This is a genomic window from Actinomadura miaoliensis, assembly GCF_039536785.1.
Classification (GTDB): domain Bacteria; phylum Actinomycetota; class Actinomycetes; order Streptosporangiales; family Streptosporangiaceae; genus Spirillospora; species Spirillospora miaoliensis.
On record NZ_BAAAZG010000040.1, the window covers coordinates 73,897 to 88,944 of the forward strand.

Consider the following 15,048-nt stretch of genomic DNA (forward strand, 5'->3'; position numbering starts at 1 on the left):
TCGCGCGGATGCTCAGAGCCTCGCGCGCCCGGCGGCGGAACGAGCATGGACGGTGGTACGTCCCAGGACCATGAGATCGCGGGCGTACGCCGAGCCATCGCCTGCCGGCGGCTTCACCCGCGCCCACGTTCCGGACGAGGAGGGGCCATGCCGCGGTCGCCCGCCAACGGTGACAACGCCCGGATGTCCGCACGGGAGGCGTCGCCGAGCAGAAAACGGCTGGTCTTCCTCGCCGAGTGCGTCTTCGCGATCGCCTTGACGGGTGGCATGTTCCTGGGGGTCTGGGGGCTGGTCGGGGGTATCGACTCGGGATGCGACTACCGCGTGGACTCGCGCGGGAATACCGTGTGCGGGGTGCCTGCCGAGGCGACGGCTGATTTTCTCGCGGCCATGGGCGGGTTCTTCCTGCTGGCGTCCTTCGGGTCGGTGCTGTTCGTCATGCGGGCCATGGCGAGTTGGCACTGGTGGCCTTCCTTCGGCGTAGCCGTGGGCGCGTTGCTGGCCTTGTCGGTCTTCGGGGTGGACGGCTTTGTGAACGGCTACACGGGCGGCTTCAAAGTCATGCTGTGCGTGGCGCCGGTGGTCGCCGTGATCGTGCCGTGGTTCGCCCGCCGCGCCGGCAACAAGGCGGCCACCGGAAACCGCCCATGAATTCACGGCCGCGCCCCCGGCACGCCGAGCACCCCGCTGCTTGGCGACTCTTCGGCGGCGGCTAGCGTGATCACTTGACGGGCCCCGGAAGGCGGTGTCCCATACACCCCCCGATTTTCCAGGAGAGCACCATGCGTTTGATGATCGTCGCGGCCGTCGCCGTCGCGGCGACCGCCGGCCTTCCTCCGGTCGCCGCGTCCGCCGCTCCCTCGCCGGTTTCCCGCGAATCCGTGCAGGCCGCCGGCACTTCCGTGGAGCAGAGCGCCGCCTGCACGAAACCCTGTAACCGTAAGATCGCGGACGACTACCCGTACAAGAAGCGCATCGGTAAGGTCGATCCCTACAATTTCTGGGCCGGTCAGTGCACCTCCTTCGCCGCATGGCGGATCAACGACCGGCTCAAGCTGAAGTTCCACAACAACTACAAGGGGGTCAACTGGGGAGACGCCAAGACCTGGGACGACGCCGCCAAAAAGGTCAAGCTGAAGGTGGATCGCACGCCGAAGGTCGGCGATATCGCCGTGTGGAACGACGGCAGGTTCGGCCACGTGGCCTATGTGGCCAGGGTCGACGGCTCGAAGATCGTGGTCGAGGAGTACAACAAGAGCAAGCGCGAGGCCTACAGCAAGCGCACGATCAGTCGCAACGACCCGGACAACTACATCCACTTCCCCTTCTAGGGTTCTGCGTCATCCCTGTACTTGCAGCCGGTTGCTGACGCTGCGGTGGAGGGCGGTGACGGCGCGGGTCGACAGCCGGGACGACGCCGGGGCCATGCGCATTGATCGTTCGCTCTGGAACAAGGTCCGGGGGCCGGTGAAGGCCACGGCCTGGGTGGCGAACAGCGAGGCCCGCGCGGCCCGCCTGCGGCGGTCGCGTTCGTAGGTCCGCAGTGCCGTCTCCGGGGCGGCGGCGGTCAGGGAGCGCGACAGCACCCAGACGTCCTCCAGCACCTGGTTCGCGCCCAGTGCGAGGATCGGGGGCATTCCGTGTGCCGCGTCGCCCAGCAGCGTGCACCGGCCCTTCCCCCAGCTGCGCCGTATCTTGAGCCGGTGGTGGGGCCACGCCTTGAGGGCGACCCCGGACAGCGCGTCGAGCAGCTCGGGGACGGGGGAGGCCCAGTCCCCGTACCGCCGCCTCAGCATCTCCAAGGGCTTGCCGTGGGGCTTGGGCGGTGGCCACGGGAGGTCGATCAGCCATTGCGCCAGGCCGTCACCGGCGGGGCTGAGCCCGACGTCGCCGGCCCGGCCGACCATCATGATGCCGCGTGTGCCCAGGTCGACCGGGGCGGGGATCAGGCCCTGGTAGCTGGCCACGCCTGTGCACGGCGGCTCGTTGTCGCCCCAGAGCGCGGCGCGGACTCGGGAACGCACGCCGTCCGCGCCGATGAGCAGGTCCCCGGTGTGGACGGCGCCGTCCTGCGTCCAGACCCGCACCTCGGAGCCGTCGTCCTTGAAGCGGCCGAAGCGGCTGCCGAACCGGATCGTGCCGTCTGGCAGGCCCCGAGCCAGCCGCACCACCAGCGAACCGCGCGGGATGACCAGCGCCCCGAGCTCATCCGTCGAGACCTCCGACACCACGTGACCGGCCGCGGTCCGCGCCTCGATGGCGGTGAGGCGCTGGCCCACTCCGTCGAGGTCGACGCCGAGGTCGGCCAGGACGGTGGGCCCGCCGCCCCACAGGGTGATGGCGCCGCCGGCCGCGCGCAGCTCGGGTGCGCTTTCCAGCACCGTCACCTCATGGCCGTCGGCGAGCAGCGCCCGAGCCGCCGCCAGCCCGCCGATCCCCGCCCCCACGATGAGCACCCGCATCCCGAACCTCCACGACGCTGTGTAGTACTACGAGTTGTAGAGCAAGCGGCCAAGATCCACAAGGCCCAACCGGGGCGACCTCGGAGGAGACCCGGTCAGTCGCCGCGGACGGCCGTCAAGGTGTAGCCGGCGCCGTGCGGGTCGAGGGGTTTCGTGGCCTGTTTGAACAGGTATTCGGCGCGTTCGTAGGACAGGCGGCGACGGCCCGTCTGCGGGCACAGGTCGGCCGGTGCCGGTGTGCGGGACGGGGCGGGACGGCGGTCGGAGAGGAACACCGGGCCCCGGGTGCGGCCGGCCAGCAGGTCGGGCAGGAGCCGGGCCGTCCGCGAGCGCCAGGTCACCCACCGGCCGTCCGCCCGGGCCCGGCGGTCCTCCAGGTCCAGGTCCTCCACGTTCAGGGACAGCACGGTCCGGACGGGTGCCGACGACTCGTGCAGGAGCAGCCACAGCGTCCGTTCGCGCAACGACACGTCCGGGCGGCCGCACAGGGCCTCCAACTGCGCCGAGGTCAGCGCCCGCCGGACGGCGCGACGGGTCTCGGGGCGCCGCCGGAGTCCCGCGGCGAGATCGTCCAGGTCCGCCCAGGCGCTGAACGACCGGATGGCGGACAGGTGCCGGTTCCAGGTCTTGGCCGCCGCCTGCTCCCACGCCGTGGTGACCGCCCGGGCGACCTGGTCGGCGGTGACGGACGGCAACGGCGTCTGCTCGCCCAGGGCCCGGCACAGGCGCCGCAGCGTCTGGGCGTAGGAGCGCAGGGTCTGGGCGTCCAGATCATCGCGCTCAAGGAACCGCGTGACGGTCTGCCCGAGGGTGGGGCCCGGCGGGCCGGTGCCGGCGATCTCCTCCGCGCGGCGGCGCAGGAAGGCCCGCTCGGCGGCGTTGCCGGTGAGGGACGCGGCGCGAAGGAACTCCAGCCGTGCCTCCTGACCGCGTCCCAGCCGCAGCAGCAGATCGCCCCGGACGCTGGGGAGCAGGTGGTAGTCCTGCAGCGCGGGGTCGGGGGTCAGGGCGTCGACCAGCTCCAGCCCCGCCCGCGGCCCGTGCGCCATCGCGACCGCGACGGCCCGGTTGAGCCGCACGACCGGGGTCGGCACCAGCCGGACCAGCGCCTCGTACAGGGCCGCGATCTGCGCCCAGTCGGTGTCCTCGGCCGTCCGCGCCTGCGCGTGGCACACCGCGATCGCCGCCTGCAGCACGTACGGGCCGGGCGTGCCGCCCGCTTCGCGGGCGCGCAGCATCGCGGTGAATCCGCGGCGGATGAGCAGCTGGTCCCAGCGTCCCCGGTTCTCGTCGGGACCATCACCGCCATGCTCTGGATCTCCGTGGTCGCCGCCCGCTGCCGCCGTGGCCTGTGACGCCCCCCGACCCGCATCTCCCCGAACGCCACCACCCAAGACGAGAGGACATCGCCATGGCCAAGTTCGCCACCGTGGAGCAGTACGTCGCCTCCCTGCCCGAGGCACAGCGCGAGATCGCCGACAGGCTCCTGCCGCTCATCGAGAAGGTCCTGCCCGGCGCCGGTGCGATCTGGCACGGTCACCCGGTGTGGAGCCTGGGGGACAAGCCCGGCCGGTCCCCGGTCTGCCTGGTCAAGGCCTACTCCGCGCACGTCACCTTCGGGCTGTGGCGGGGCGGGGAGGTCACCGACCCGTCCGGCCGTCTGGAGCCCGGCAGCCGCACCATGGCCGCGGTCAAGCTCCGCACCCTGGACGACGTTGACGAAGAGCTGTTTACTGCCTGGCTGCGACAGGCGCGCGACCTGGAGACCGCCGGCTGAACTGGGCCGACGACCACAGCCGACGCAGCGCCCGCTCAGGGTGGAGCCTGCCTCCCCCTGAGCGGGCGCTCACACGTGCGGGTGCGTTGTGAGCGGACGCCTGCGGTGGGTGATTCGTCTGAGTTGCGGTGTTCGTCACGGGGCGTGGGAGCGGTGGGCGTGCGGCTCCCGGGGTGGTGGGAAATCGCATAGGTTCATTCCGACGGACGGAGCGAGTTGTGGGATACGGGCAGGCGATGACCGACGAGGTACTGCACCTGCGCGCGGTGGGGGTCCGGCGGGAGGGTGCCGACCTGCTGCGCGAGCTGTCGTGGACGGTGAACGAGGACGAACGGTGGGTGGTCGTCGGTCCCAACGGCGCGGGGAAGACGACGCTTCTGCAGGTCGCCGCGGCGCTGCTGTATCCGACGACGGGTGCGGTGCGGGTGCTCGGCGAGGAGCTGGGCCGTACCGACGTGTTCGAGCTGCGGCCGCGGATCGGCATCGCCAGCGCGGCGGTGGCGGAGAAGGTGCCGCCGGACGAGAGCGTCATCGACGTGGTGCTGACCGGCTCGTACGCGATCCTGGGGCGCTGGCGGGAGGAGTACGACTCCACCGACGTGACGCGGGCCGTGGCGCTGCTGGAGGCGCTGGGGTGCGCCGACCTGCTCCGCCGCAGGTTCGGCACGCTGTCGGAGGGCGAGCGCAAGCGGGTGCAGATCGCCCGCGCCCTGATGCCCGATCCCGAGTTGCTGCTGCTGGACGAGCCCGCCGCCGGGCTCGACCTCGGCGCCCGCGAGGATCTGGTCGACCGGCTCGGGCGTCTCGCCGACGACCCCGGCGCCCCCACGATGGTGCTGGTCACCCATCACGTGGAGGAGGTCCCGGAGGGCTTCACCCACGCGCTGCTGCTGCGCAAGGGCGAGGCCGTGGCGCAGGGCAAGGTGGACGAGGTGTTCACCCCCGAGCACCTGTCGGACTGCTTCGGCCTTCCGCTGACCGTGGAGCGGCGCGACGGGCGCTGGTACGCGCGGACGGTGCGCTAGCGCCACCCCCGTGCACGGACGGTGAACCGGCGATCCCTACCATCGTGGGGCGATTAGCGACGCGCCGAAATGGGTGGGGACGAACGTGAACATTCTGGACGCGGCCGCCGTCTTCGCAGCGGGGGTCGCCGCAGGGGGCATCAACACCATCGTCGGGTCGGGCTCCCTGTTGACGTTCCCCACCCTGGTGGCGCTCGGGTATCCGCCGGTGGTGGCGAACGTGTCCAACAACCTCGGCCTGGTGCCGGGCAACGCGTCCGGCGTCTACGGGTACCGGCACGAGCTGAAGGGGCAGCGCGAGCGGCTGCTGCGGCTGGGGGCGGCGTCGCTGGTCGGCGGGCTGGCGGGCGCGCTGCTGCTGCTCACCCTGCCCGCCGAGGCGTTCAAGATCATCGTACCGGGTCTGATTGGGATCGCGGTCGTGCTGGTGATCGTCCAGCCGAGGTTGCAGAAGTGGACGCTGGCGCGGCGTGAGGAGCATTCGTCGCACGGCGGCGCCTGGCTGTGGCTGGGCGTGCTGGGCGCGGGCATGTACGGCGGCTACTTCGGCGCGGCGCAGGGCGTCATCCTGATCGCGATGCTGGCCATCGCGCTGGACGATGATCTGCAGTCCCTGAACGCCACCAAGAACGTGCTGGCGACGGTGGTCAACGCCACGGCGGCGCTGCTGTTCGTGCTGATGTGGGCGGTCGGGGCCACCGACGTGAGCTGGTGGGCGGTGCTGCTGATCGCGCTGGGCTCGTCGCTGGGCGGGCTGCTGGGCGCCAAGCTGGGGCGGCGGATCCCGCCGGCGGTGCTGCGCGGGGTGATCGTCGCGGTGGGCGTCCTGGCCATCGTGAACCTGCTGGCCTGAGCGCCTCCGGCAAGGGTTGTGCGTGTTTCGTCCGGGTATATATCGAATACACGTTCGAACCGGAGGGCGCGCATGAAGGGCGACAGGGTCGAGATCGTGATCGACGTCGGCGGGGAGGGGACGCGGACGTACGAGGTCGTCGCCACCCGCGCCGGCCGCCGGGTGGAGATCAGCAACCGGCGCGGGGTGGTGGAGGTCAGCGAGGTGACCCGGACCGGAGGGCCGGTCCGGACGGCGCGGTTCATGGCGAGCAGGGTGCTGGCGCTGGTCGAGCATCCGGTGCTGGACGAGGAGGGACGCCGCCCCCGCGACCCGCAGTGATCCGAACCCGGTCAGGTGGCCGCGTCGTCAGAGGTCGAGCACGAGGCGAGACGAGGCGCACCGGCCGACGCAGATCATCATCGTCCGGCCCGCTTCGCGTTCCTCCGGTGTGAGCAGCGAGTCGCGGTGCTCGGGCTCGCCGCCCAGCACGCGCGTCTCGCAGGCGCCGCAGTACCCCTTCTCGCAGTCGTACGACAGGCCCGGCACGGCCTCCCGGACGACCTCGATGAGCCGGCGGTCGGCGGGCACCCGCAGCGTGCGGCCGGTGCGCGCCAGGTGCACCTCGAACTCGGTGTTGCGGGACGGGTCGAACGGCACCTCGGGCACGTCGTCGCCGGTGAAGCGCTCGACGTGCAGCCGGTCGGACAGGCCCAGGCCGGCGCAGGCGCGTTCGGCGGCGGCGATCATGCCGGCCGGCCCGCAGCAGTACACGGCGGTGCCCGGCCCGACGCCGGCCAGGACGGCGCGCAGGTCGGGGACGCCCTGCTCGTCCTGCGGGACGAGCCGCAGCCGGTCGCCCGCGAGCGCGGCGAGTTCGTCGCGGAACGCCATCGACGTGCGGGTCCGTCCGCCGTACACCACGCGCAGGTCCGCGTTCCGGGACACGGCCTCCCGCACCATGGCCAGGATCGGCGTGACGCCGATGCCGCCCGCCAGGAACAGGTAGTCGTCGGCGGCCACGAGCGGGAAGTGGTTGCGGGGGCCGCGCACGCGCAGCGTCACGCCGGGCGCGGCGAGCGCGTGCAGCTCCTCCGAGCCGCCGCGGCCGCCGGTCTCGCGCAGCACCGCGACGCGGTAGTGGGCGCGGTCGGCCGGGTCGCCGCACAGCGAGTACTGCCGGACGCGGCCGGACGGCAGCCGGAACTCCAGGTGCGCGCCGGGACGCCACGCGGGCGGCTCGGCGCCGCTGGGACGGGCGAGGGTGAGCGCGACGACGTCGTCGGCGGCGCGTTCGACCGCGGTCACGACCATGTCGAACGTCGTGCCGAGGGCGGGCGCCGGGGCGACGGCCGCGGATCCGGCGCGCACGCCGGGCGTGAACACGGCCGGGATCGCGTCCCAGCCGGTCTGGTTGCCGCTGGTCGGGTAGCCGATCAGGCCGTCCTCCAGCACGCGGAAGTCCGGTAGCCGGGTCAGCACCTGTGTGATCATCTCGCGGAACATGGCGCGGGCCAGGTGGGCGCCGGCGCAGCGGTGGGTGCCGATGCCGAAGCTGAGGTGCCGGGACGCGTCGCGGTCGAGCCGCACCCGCTCGGGGTCGGGGAAGACGGCCGGGTCGTGGTTGGCGGCCACCCACGGGATCAGCACGCGCTCCCCGGCGCGCACCGGGCAGCCGCCGATCTCGGCGTCGGCGAGCGCGGTGCGGGCCATGGACTGGGACGGCGCGAACGCCCGCAGGAACTCCTCGGTCGCCGTCTCCAGCAGGTCGGGCGATTCGATCAGCCGCCGCCGCTGGTCCGGGTGGCGGCTCAGGTGCACCAGCACCGATCCGGTGAGCGAGGTGGTGGTGTCGACGCCGCCCGCGATCAGCAGCCCGATGACGGAGACCAGCTCGTCCTCGGTGAACGGCTCGCCGTCGTCCGGGCGGCGCGCGGCGGCCAGCACGCCGACGGCGTCGTCCTTGGGTTCCGCGCGGCGCGCGCGCACCAGTTCGCGGATGCGCCGCTCCATGTAGGCGAGGCCGCGCGCGCCGCGCTGCGCGCGTTCGCTGTCCGGCGGCGCGGCGAAGATGTCGTGGATGGGCCCGGCGAGCCTAGCCCAGTCCTCCTCGGGGAACCCGAGCCAGTCCAGGGTGACGGCGGCGGGCACCGGGTTGGTCAGGTCGCGGACGAAGTCGGCCGAGCCCTGCTCGACGAACGCGTCGATGACGCGGGTGACGTGCCGGGCGATCATCGGGCGGAGCCCGTCCACCGCGTCGGGGGTGAGCAGCGGGTTGATCAGGTCGCGGTACGGGGCCGACGCGGGCGGGTCCAGCTCGATCGGGTACTGCGCCAGGCCCGGTCCGCTCGGGATGACGATGGCGACGCCGTCCACGCCCGTGGCCTCGCGCGTGGACGAGAACGTCGCGTCGTCCCGGGCGACGCGGACGACGTCGGCGTACCGCGTCGTGTAGACGAAGCCCCCGTGCGCCGGCGTGCGGCCGACCGGGCAGCGGTCGCGGAACGCCGCGTAGTAGGCGACGGGATCGGCGGTGCACTCGGCCGAGTGGTGGTCGAAATGTCCCTGTGTCATTGCGCTGACTCCAGATGCGCAGTGCGTGCGCGCGGTGTTCCCCGGCCGCGCCACCGGGTGTCTCAGAAGGTCAGGACGGCCTTGCCGACCGTGCCGTGCCGCGCCGCGTCCACGGCCTCGTCGAACCGGTCGAACGGGAAGCGGGTGACGAGCCGGTCGACGGGGAAGCGTCCGGCGGCGTGCAGGTCGAGCAGCTTCGGCAGGAAGACCTGGGGCATCGAGCCGCCCGCGATGACGCCGGTGACGGTGCGGCCGTTCAGGACGCTGCGCCAGTCGAAGCTCATCTCCGGGCTCGGGCCGACGCCGACCACCCCGCACCGGCCGAGCGGGGCGAGCGACTCGACGGCGGTGCGCAGCACGTCCGCGCGGCCCGTGGTGTCGATGGCGAAGTCGAAGCCGTCCGGGGCGATGGAGCGCAGCGCGTCGGCGGCGCCGTCACCGGCCGGGACGGCGTGGGTGGCGCCGAGCGCGGTGGCGGTGTCCAGCCGGGCCGGGTTGAGGTCCACCGCCGCGACGACCGAGCAGCCGCTGAGCACGGCGGCGGCGACGGAGGCGGCCCCGACCGCGCCCGCGCCGAACACCGCCAGCGAGGACCCGGGACCGGGACGCAGCACGTTGAGCACCGCGCCCGCGCCGGTCTGGAAGCCGCAGCCGAACGGTCCGGCGACGGTCAGGTCCACGTCCTTGCCGATCGGCACCACCGCGCGGGCGGGCGCCACCACATGGTCGGCGAACGAGGACTGCCCGAGGAAATGCGCGTTGATCTCGGTGCCGTCCAGCGACACGGCCGACGAACCGTCGGGGCGGCGGCCGCTGAAGTTGACCGCGTCGAAGTGCGCGCAGTAGGCGGGCGCGCCGGTCAGGCACTGGCGGCACCGTCCGCAGGAGTGGAACGTCATCGCGACGTGGTCGCCGGGAGAGACGGAGGTGACCCGTTCGCCGACCTCTTCCACGACGCCCGCGCCCTCGTGGCCGAGCACGGCGGGAGTGCCGAAGAATGTCGCGAATTCCAGGTCGGTGGCGCAGATCCCCACACTGGTCACGCGGACCAGGACCTCGTCGGGACGGGGGCCGTGCAGTTCCACGTCCCGTAGGGCGAAGGGCTCGCCGGGGGAGTGGAGAACGGCGGCGGTGACGCGCATGCGCCCTCCCGAGTAATTTCACAAAGAGATATGGCATCTTGACATGTGGGATATTGCCGGTCAAGGATTTCCGGTATGTCCGAACTCGAAATTCCGGTCTCCCGGCTGCTCATGGACGGGGAGTGGACACCGGCCCGCGACAAGGGCGAACTGCCGGTTCTCGACCCGGCCACCGGGCAGACCATCCAGCCCGTCGCCCTCGGCACGGGCGCCGACGTCGGCGACGCCGTGGCCGCCGCCCGCCGCGCCTTCCCCGCCTGGGCCGCCACCTCGCCGTCCGAACGCGGCGCCCTGCTGGCCCGCTGGGCGCGGCTGGTCGGCCAGTACGTCGAGGACCTCGCCCGCTACGAGGCGCAGGACGTCGGCAAGCCGCTGTCGGGCGGCCGGACGAACATCTTCATCGCGCGCGGCATCATCGAGTACTTCGCGGGCGCCGCCGACAAGCTCACCGGCGTCACGCTGCCCACCCGCACGCCCGGCTACCTCGGCTACACCGTCCCCGAGCCGTACGGGGTGTGCGCGGCCGTGATCCCGTGGAACGTCCCGGCCGTGCTGACCGCCGCGAACGTCGCGCCCGCGCTCGCCGCCGGGAACACCGTCGTGCTCAAGCCGTCCGAGGTCGCGCCGCTCGCCCCGCTGGCGCTGGCCGGGCTGGCGCGCGAGGCCGGATTCCCGCCGGGCGTGCTCAACGTCGTCACCGGGCTCGGCGCGGACGCCGGCGCCGCGCTGACCGCGCACCCGGACGTCGACCACATCAGCTTCGTCGGGTCGACCGCCACCGGCCGCGCGGTGATGCGCGCCGCGTCCGCCAACCTCGTCCCCGTCAAGCTGGAACTCGGCGGTAAGTCGCCGAACGTGGTGTTCGCCGACGCCGACCTGGACACCGCGATCCCCGCCATCGTCCAGTCCATCACCGAGAACGCCGGGCAGAACTGCTACGCGGGCTCGCGGCTGCTGGTCGAGGAGGCGATTCGGGACGAGGTGGTGGAGCGCGTCGCCGAGGGCATGCGCGCCGTCCGCCTCGGCTGCTGGGACCAGGACCTCGACATGGGGCCGCTGGTGAACGAGCCCCAGTACCGGCGCGTGCTCGGCTTCCTGGACGACGCGAAACGCGAGGGCGCGCGGGTGGTGACCGGCGGCGGGCCGGCCGACCTGACCCCGAACGGCCTGTTCGTCCAGCCGACCGTCTTCGACAAGGTGTCGCCGGACATGCGGATCGTCCGCGAGGAGGTGTTCGGCCCGGTGCTGGCCGTGCAGGGCTTCTCGGGCACGCGCGAGGCGGTCGAGCTGATGAACGCCACCGACTTCGGGTTGCTCGCCTGCGTGTGGACGAACGACGTGTCGCGGGCGCTGCACGTCGCGGGCCAGGCGCGCGCCGGGCAGGTCGCGGTCAACCAGTTCCACGACGCGGGCGTCATCGGCTTCCCCTTCAACATGCAGAAGGACAGCGGCTTCAGCCGTGGCGGCGGGTACGGGGCGCTGCGCGAGTACACCCAGGAGAAGGCCGTCGCCGTCCGCCTGCTCGACCGCTGACCCATCCGCGTGACCTGCGCTCAACTGCTGTTACCTGCGGGTTGCGGGTGCGGCCAGTTTCCCCCGGGGTGTTGACAGCGGCCCGGCGCGCGGTTCACAGTTGCCTCACATTGTGAGTCGGTGGCTCGCAATGCGAGATGAGGCCCGAGCGGTCGGAGGCACGGTGAGAGCGCTGGTGCAGACCGGGTTCGGCGGCCCCGAGGTGGTCACGCCGCGGCAGGTCCCCGACCCCGAACCGGGACCGGGCGACGTGGTGGTCAGGGTGCGGACCTGCGCCCTCAACCGGCTCGACATCCTGCAGCGGCGCGGCCCGGCCGTGCTGCCGGGCTTCCGCCTCCCGCACATCGCCGGGATGGACGTCGCCGGGCACGTCGCCGCCGTCGGCGACCGGGTGCGCGGCCACGCCCCCGGCGACCGCGTGGTCATCGACCCGACGCTCGGCTGCGGCGACTGCCCGTCCTGCCGCGCCGGCCGGCCCGGACACTGCCCGGCGCTGCGCGTCGTCGGCGGCAACGTCGCGGGCGGCTTCGCCGAGTACGTGGCGGTGCCCGCCCGCGTCGTCCACCGCGTCCCCGGCCACGTGGGGTTGGCCGACGCCGCCGCCCTGCCGTCCGCGTGGAGCACCGCTTGGCGCGCCACGTTCGGCGTCGGCGAGGTGTCCGCCGGAGACGTCGTCGTGGTGCAGGCCGCCGCGAGCGCGGTGAGTATCGCCGCCTTGCAACTGGCCAAACGCGCCGGCGCGCACGTCGTGGCGGTCGCGGGCAGCGACGCCAAGCTGGCCCTCGCCGCCGACCTGGGCGCCGACGTGATCGTGCGCAACGACGCCGACGTGGCCGCCGCCGTACGGCGCTGCACCGACGGACGCGGCGCCGACGTCGCCCTCGACCACGTGGGCGCCGCGACCTGGCGCGCGTCCATCGACTGCCTGCGCACCGGCGGCCGCCTGGTGATGTTCGGCAACACCGGCGGCGACCAGGTCACCTTCTCCCTCTCGGAGATCTACCACCGGGGGCTGCGGCTGCTGGGCTCGGGCGCCTACACCGAGGCCGACTTCGCCGCGATGCTCGACGCCTTCTTCGCGGGCGGCCTGCGCGTCCCGCTCGCCGCCGAGTACGACCTGACCGACCTGCCCGCCGCGTTCGCCGCCGCCGAGTCCCGCGCCACCGTCGGCAAAGTGCTGGTCCGCCCGTGACCGCCGCCGAGCTGCTGGTCGCGGGCGGGACGGTGGTGACGATGGCCGAGGACCGGCGGGTCGTCACCGACGCGACGATCGCGGTCGCCGACGGCCGGATCCTCGCCATCGGAGCCGACGACGAGGTGCGCGCACGCCACCCGGCGCAGGCGGAGATCGACGCGCGCGGATGCGTCGTCATCCCCGGGCTGGTGAACGCGCACCAGCACAGCACCGTCGACCCGCTGATCCGCAGCGTCATCCCCGACGACCTGGACTCCCGGCAGGCCATCTTCGACTGGGCGGTGCCGCTGCACGCGCGGGTCACCGGCGGCGACGACGAGCTGGCGGCGACCCTGACCGCCGTCGACTGCCTCACCCGGGGCGTCACCACCGTGCTCGACGCGGGCACCGTCGCCCACCCCGAACGGGTCGCCGCCGCGTTCCTCAGGACGGGGATCCGCGGACGCGTCGGCGGCTGGGGCTGGGACGCGCCCGGCGTGCCCTACACGCTGCCCGCCGCCGAGGCCCTCGCCTGGCAGGAGGACATCGTCCGGGCGCTGCCCGCCGACGGCCCGGTGACCGGCTGGATCACGCTCGTCGGGCACGACCTGGTGAGCGACGAGCTGTTCATCGGCGCCGCCGAGCTGGCCGAACGCCTCGGCGTCGGCGTCACCTGGCACATGTCGCCCGGCCCCGGCGACGCCGAGTCCTACCTGCGGCGCACCGGCGAACGTCCCCTCGTCCACCTGCGCGGGCTGGGCGTGCTCGGCCCCCGGCTGCTGCTCGGCCACGCGGTGTGGCTGGACGACGCCGAAGTCGAGGCCGTGCTCGCCACCCGCACCGCCGTCGCGTCCTGCCCCGCCGCCTACCTGCGGCTGCGCCAGGGCTACACGCGCGCCGGGCGGCACGGCGAGCTGGTGCGGCGCGGCGGCCGCGTCGCGCTCGGCTGCGACTCCCACAACGCCGCCGACGCACCCGACGTCCTGCGCGCCGCCGCGTTGCTGGCCGGGCTGGAGAACGACCGCGGCGCGTGGCCGATCCGCGCCGACGAGGCGTTCGCGCTCGCCACCCGCCGCGGCGCCGAGGCGGCCGGCCTCGGCGGCACGGTCGGGTCGCTGGAGGTCGGCAAGGCCGCCGACCTCGTCGTTCTCGACGCCCGCGGCCCCGCCTGGACGCCGCCGGGCGACCTGGCCACCCACCTGGTGTGGGGCGCTCCCACGCACACCGTCCGCGACGTGGTGGTCGACGGGAAGGTCGTCGTGCGCGACCGTGAGGTCACCACCGTCGACGTCCACGCCCTCCGCCACGAGGCGGCCCGGCTGTCCGCCGGACTGCTGCGCCGCACCGGCCTGCGGATCCCGCGCCGCTGGCCGGTGGTCGCCGCCGTCCCCTCCCCTCCCCGTCCTCCCTCCCCGCCCGACCGAAAGGATCCCCGTGGTGGAACACCGTAGAGCGGCACGGCTCGCGGGCGCGGCGCTCGCCTGTACCGCGATGCTGTCCCTGGCCGCGTGCGCCGAATCCGACGTCACCGCCGACAAGAGCACCGGCGGCGCCACCGCCGCGGGCGGCGGCACCGTCCCGCCCGGAGAGCCCGACCTCAACGGCGACGGCAAGGTCGTCATCGGCGTGCTCAGCCCCGGCGACATCAACGACAAGGGCTACTACCAGAGCTTCGTGGACGGCGCCGACGCGTTCGCCAAGTCCAAGGGGTGGACGGTCATCAAGCGCGGCAGCGTCCCGACCACCGAGGCGCTGAACGCGGCCCGCGCGCTGTGCCAGCAGAAGGTCGACATGGTGGCGCTCGGCGCGTCCGAGCTCAAGGACGCCATCCCCGCCTCCGAGGAGGCCGCCTGCGCCAAGACCGCCTGGTACGTGCCCACGTCCGGCAACATCCAGCAGACCCCCAAGATCATGCTGTCGACCGACGACCCGAACCAGAGCATCCTGACCGCCGGGTACGCCGCCGGGATCCTCATGCAGTCGCGCGGCGCGACCAAGGCCGCGTTCGTCACCGGAGCCCAGGCCGACTTCACCGAGGCGGCGGCCAAGGCGTTCAAGGCGGGCATCCGCACCGTGCTGCCGGACGCGACCGTCACCACCACCTACACCGGCGACCTGAACGACTCGGCCAAGGCCAAGGAGGCGGTGCAGGCGCAGATCGACCAGGGCACCCAGGTCGTCTACCCCTACCTGGGCGGCTCCACGGACGCGGCGACCGCGCTCGCCAACACCAAGAAGCTGATCACGCTCACCCCCGGCACCGACCGGTGCGCCTCCACCGCCCCGAAGTTCGACGTGTCGGTCATCTTCAGCCCCGGCGACTACTTCACCGAGGCGCTCAAGCAGTTCGCCGACGGCAAGCTGGCGATGGGCGTGGAGAAGGTGTGGACGGTCGGCAAGGACCCGTACCCCACCGTCAAGCTGTGCGGCGGCACCGCCGAGCAGAAGCAGAAGCTCGACGCCTTCATGAAGGACATCGGCGACAAGAAGATCGACCCGGCCGAGCAGGTGCGGCGGCTGGGGGCCTGA

The 15,048-nt window shown here is 73.1% G+C and carries 14 protein-coding genes; 10 read left to right on the forward strand and 4 right to left on the reverse strand.

Annotated features, from left to right (window positions below; all coding sequences use genetic code 11):
* The first annotated feature begins 147 nt into the window (after window positions 1-147).
* Window positions 148-651 (forward strand): hypothetical protein, encoded by a 504-nt coding sequence (locus tag ABD811_RS26530; RefSeq protein ID WP_344952906.1) that lies wholly within the window; start codon window positions 148-150, stop codon window positions 649-651.
* 131 nt (window positions 652-782) lie between these two features.
* Complete coding sequence (locus tag ABD811_RS26535) at window positions 783-1,331, forward strand: CHAP domain-containing protein (RefSeq protein WP_344952908.1); 549 nt, start codon at window positions 783-785, stop codon at window positions 1,329-1,331.
* A 9-nt stretch (window positions 1,332-1,340) separates the two neighbouring features.
* Here ABD811_RS26535 and ABD811_RS26540 read toward each other — a convergent pair whose 3' ends face one another.
* Together ABD811_RS26540 and ABD811_RS26545 are read right to left on the reverse strand one after the other, a co-directional pair.
* Window positions 1,341-2,462, reverse strand: coding sequence for an FAD-dependent oxidoreductase (locus tag ABD811_RS26540; protein ID WP_344952910.1), 1,122 nt, complete (start codon window positions 2,460-2,462; stop codon window positions 1,341-1,343).
* A gap of 95 nt (window positions 2,463-2,557) precedes the next feature.
* Entirely contained in the window at window positions 2,558-3,700 is a 1,143-nt protein-coding gene (locus ABD811_RS26545; protein WP_344952912.1) for a site-specific integrase, read from the reverse strand.
* Between the two features lie 173 nt (window positions 3,701-3,873).
* Here ABD811_RS26545 and ABD811_RS26550 point away from each other — a divergent pair, with 173 nt between their 5' ends.
* The 4 genes from ABD811_RS26550 to ABD811_RS26565 all read left to right on the forward strand — a co-directional run bounded on the left by ABD811_RS26550 (window position 3,874) and on the right by ABD811_RS26565 (window position 6,438).
* Complete coding sequence (locus ABD811_RS26550) at window positions 3,874-4,239, forward strand: DUF1801 domain-containing protein (protein WP_344952914.1); 366 nt, start codon at window positions 3,874-3,876, stop codon at window positions 4,237-4,239.
* Between the two features lie 236 nt (window positions 4,240-4,475).
* Entirely contained in the window at window positions 4,476-5,264 is a 789-nt protein-coding gene (locus ABD811_RS26555) for an ABC transporter ATP-binding protein (protein ID WP_344952916.1), read from the forward strand.
* An 85-nt stretch (window positions 5,265-5,349) separates the two neighbouring features.
* Window positions 5,350-6,117, forward strand: coding sequence for a sulfite exporter TauE/SafE family protein (locus ABD811_RS26560; protein WP_344952918.1), 768 nt, complete (start codon window positions 5,350-5,352; stop codon window positions 6,115-6,117).
* A gap of 72 nt (window positions 6,118-6,189) precedes the next feature.
* The gene (locus tag ABD811_RS26565; RefSeq protein ID WP_344952919.1) at window positions 6,190-6,438 is read left to right on the forward strand and encodes a hypothetical protein; all 249 of its coding nucleotides are present in this window, start codon (window positions 6,190-6,192) and stop codon (window positions 6,436-6,438) included.
* A 27-nt stretch (window positions 6,439-6,465) separates the two neighbouring features.
* Here the strand turns inward: ABD811_RS26565 and ABD811_RS26570 are convergent, their stop codons facing one another.
* On the reverse strand, window positions 6,466-8,670 hold the full coding sequence (locus tag ABD811_RS26570) for a cytochrome P450/oxidoreductase (protein ID WP_344952921.1): 2,205 nt from the start codon (window positions 8,668-8,670) through the stop codon (window positions 6,466-6,468).
* A gap of 62 nt (window positions 8,671-8,732) precedes the next feature.
* Window positions 8,733-9,812 carry an NAD(P)-dependent alcohol dehydrogenase gene (locus tag ABD811_RS26575; RefSeq protein WP_344952923.1) on the reverse strand — a complete coding sequence of 360 codons (1,080 nt, stop codon included), beginning with the start codon at window positions 9,810-9,812 and terminating at the stop codon, window positions 8,733-8,735.
* A 75-nt stretch (window positions 9,813-9,887) separates the two neighbouring features.
* Between ABD811_RS26575 and ABD811_RS26580 the strand changes: the two genes are divergently transcribed.
* From ABD811_RS26580 to ABD811_RS26595, 4 genes are all read left to right on the forward strand, one after another.
* Window positions 9,888-11,345, forward strand: a complete 1,458-nt coding sequence (locus ABD811_RS26580) for an aldehyde dehydrogenase family protein (protein ID WP_344952925.1) — start codon at window positions 9,888-9,890, stop codon at window positions 11,343-11,345.
* A gap of 163 nt (window positions 11,346-11,508) precedes the next feature.
* Complete coding sequence (locus ABD811_RS26585; protein WP_344952927.1) at window positions 11,509-12,537, forward strand: zinc-binding dehydrogenase; 1,029 nt, start codon at window positions 11,509-11,511, stop codon at window positions 12,535-12,537.
* On the forward strand, window positions 12,534-13,970 hold the full coding sequence (locus tag ABD811_RS26590; protein ID WP_344952928.1) for an amidohydrolase family protein: 1,437 nt from the start codon (window positions 12,534-12,536) through the stop codon (window positions 13,968-13,970). Before ABD811_RS26585 ends, ABD811_RS26590 begins: the two co-directional genes overlap by 4 nt.
* On the forward strand, window positions 13,957-15,048 hold the full coding sequence (locus tag ABD811_RS26595) for a BMP family ABC transporter substrate-binding protein (protein WP_344952930.1): 1,092 nt from the start codon (window positions 13,957-13,959) through the stop codon (window positions 15,046-15,048). Before ABD811_RS26590 ends, ABD811_RS26595 begins: the two co-directional genes overlap by 14 nt.

Coding starts and splice junctions, on each gene's coding strand:
- ABD811_RS26580 (WP_344952925.1), top strand. CDS start 9,888: ATGTCCGAACTCGAAATTCCGGTCTCCCGGCTGCTCATGGACGGGGAG.
- ABD811_RS26570 (WP_344952921.1), bottom strand. CDS start 8,670: ATGACACAGGGACATTTCGACCACCACTCGGCCGAGTGCACCGCCGAT.
- ABD811_RS26540 (WP_344952910.1), bottom strand. CDS start 2,462: ATGCGGGTGCTCATCGTGGGGGCGGGGATCGGCGGGCTGGCGGCGGCT.
- ABD811_RS26550 (WP_344952914.1), top strand. CDS start 3,874: ATGGCCAAGTTCGCCACCGTGGAGCAGTACGTCGCCTCCCTGCCCGAG.
- ABD811_RS26555 (WP_344952916.1), top strand. CDS start 4,476: ATGACCGACGAGGTACTGCACCTGCGCGCGGTGGGGGTCCGGCGGGAG.
- ABD811_RS26545 (WP_344952912.1), bottom strand. CDS start 3,700: ATGCTGCGCGCCCGCGAAGCGGGCGGCACGCCCGGCCCGTACGTGCTG.
- ABD811_RS26530 (WP_344952906.1), top strand. CDS start 148: ATGCCGCGGTCGCCCGCCAACGGTGACAACGCCCGGATGTCCGCACGG.
- ABD811_RS26535 (WP_344952908.1), top strand. CDS start 783: ATGCGTTTGATGATCGTCGCGGCCGTCGCCGTCGCGGCGACCGCCGGC.
- ABD811_RS26565 (WP_344952919.1), top strand. CDS start 6,190: ATGAAGGGCGACAGGGTCGAGATCGTGATCGACGTCGGCGGGGAGGGG.
- ABD811_RS26575 (WP_344952923.1), bottom strand. CDS start 9,812: ATGCGCGTCACCGCCGCCGTTCTCCACTCCCCCGGCGAGCCCTTCGCC.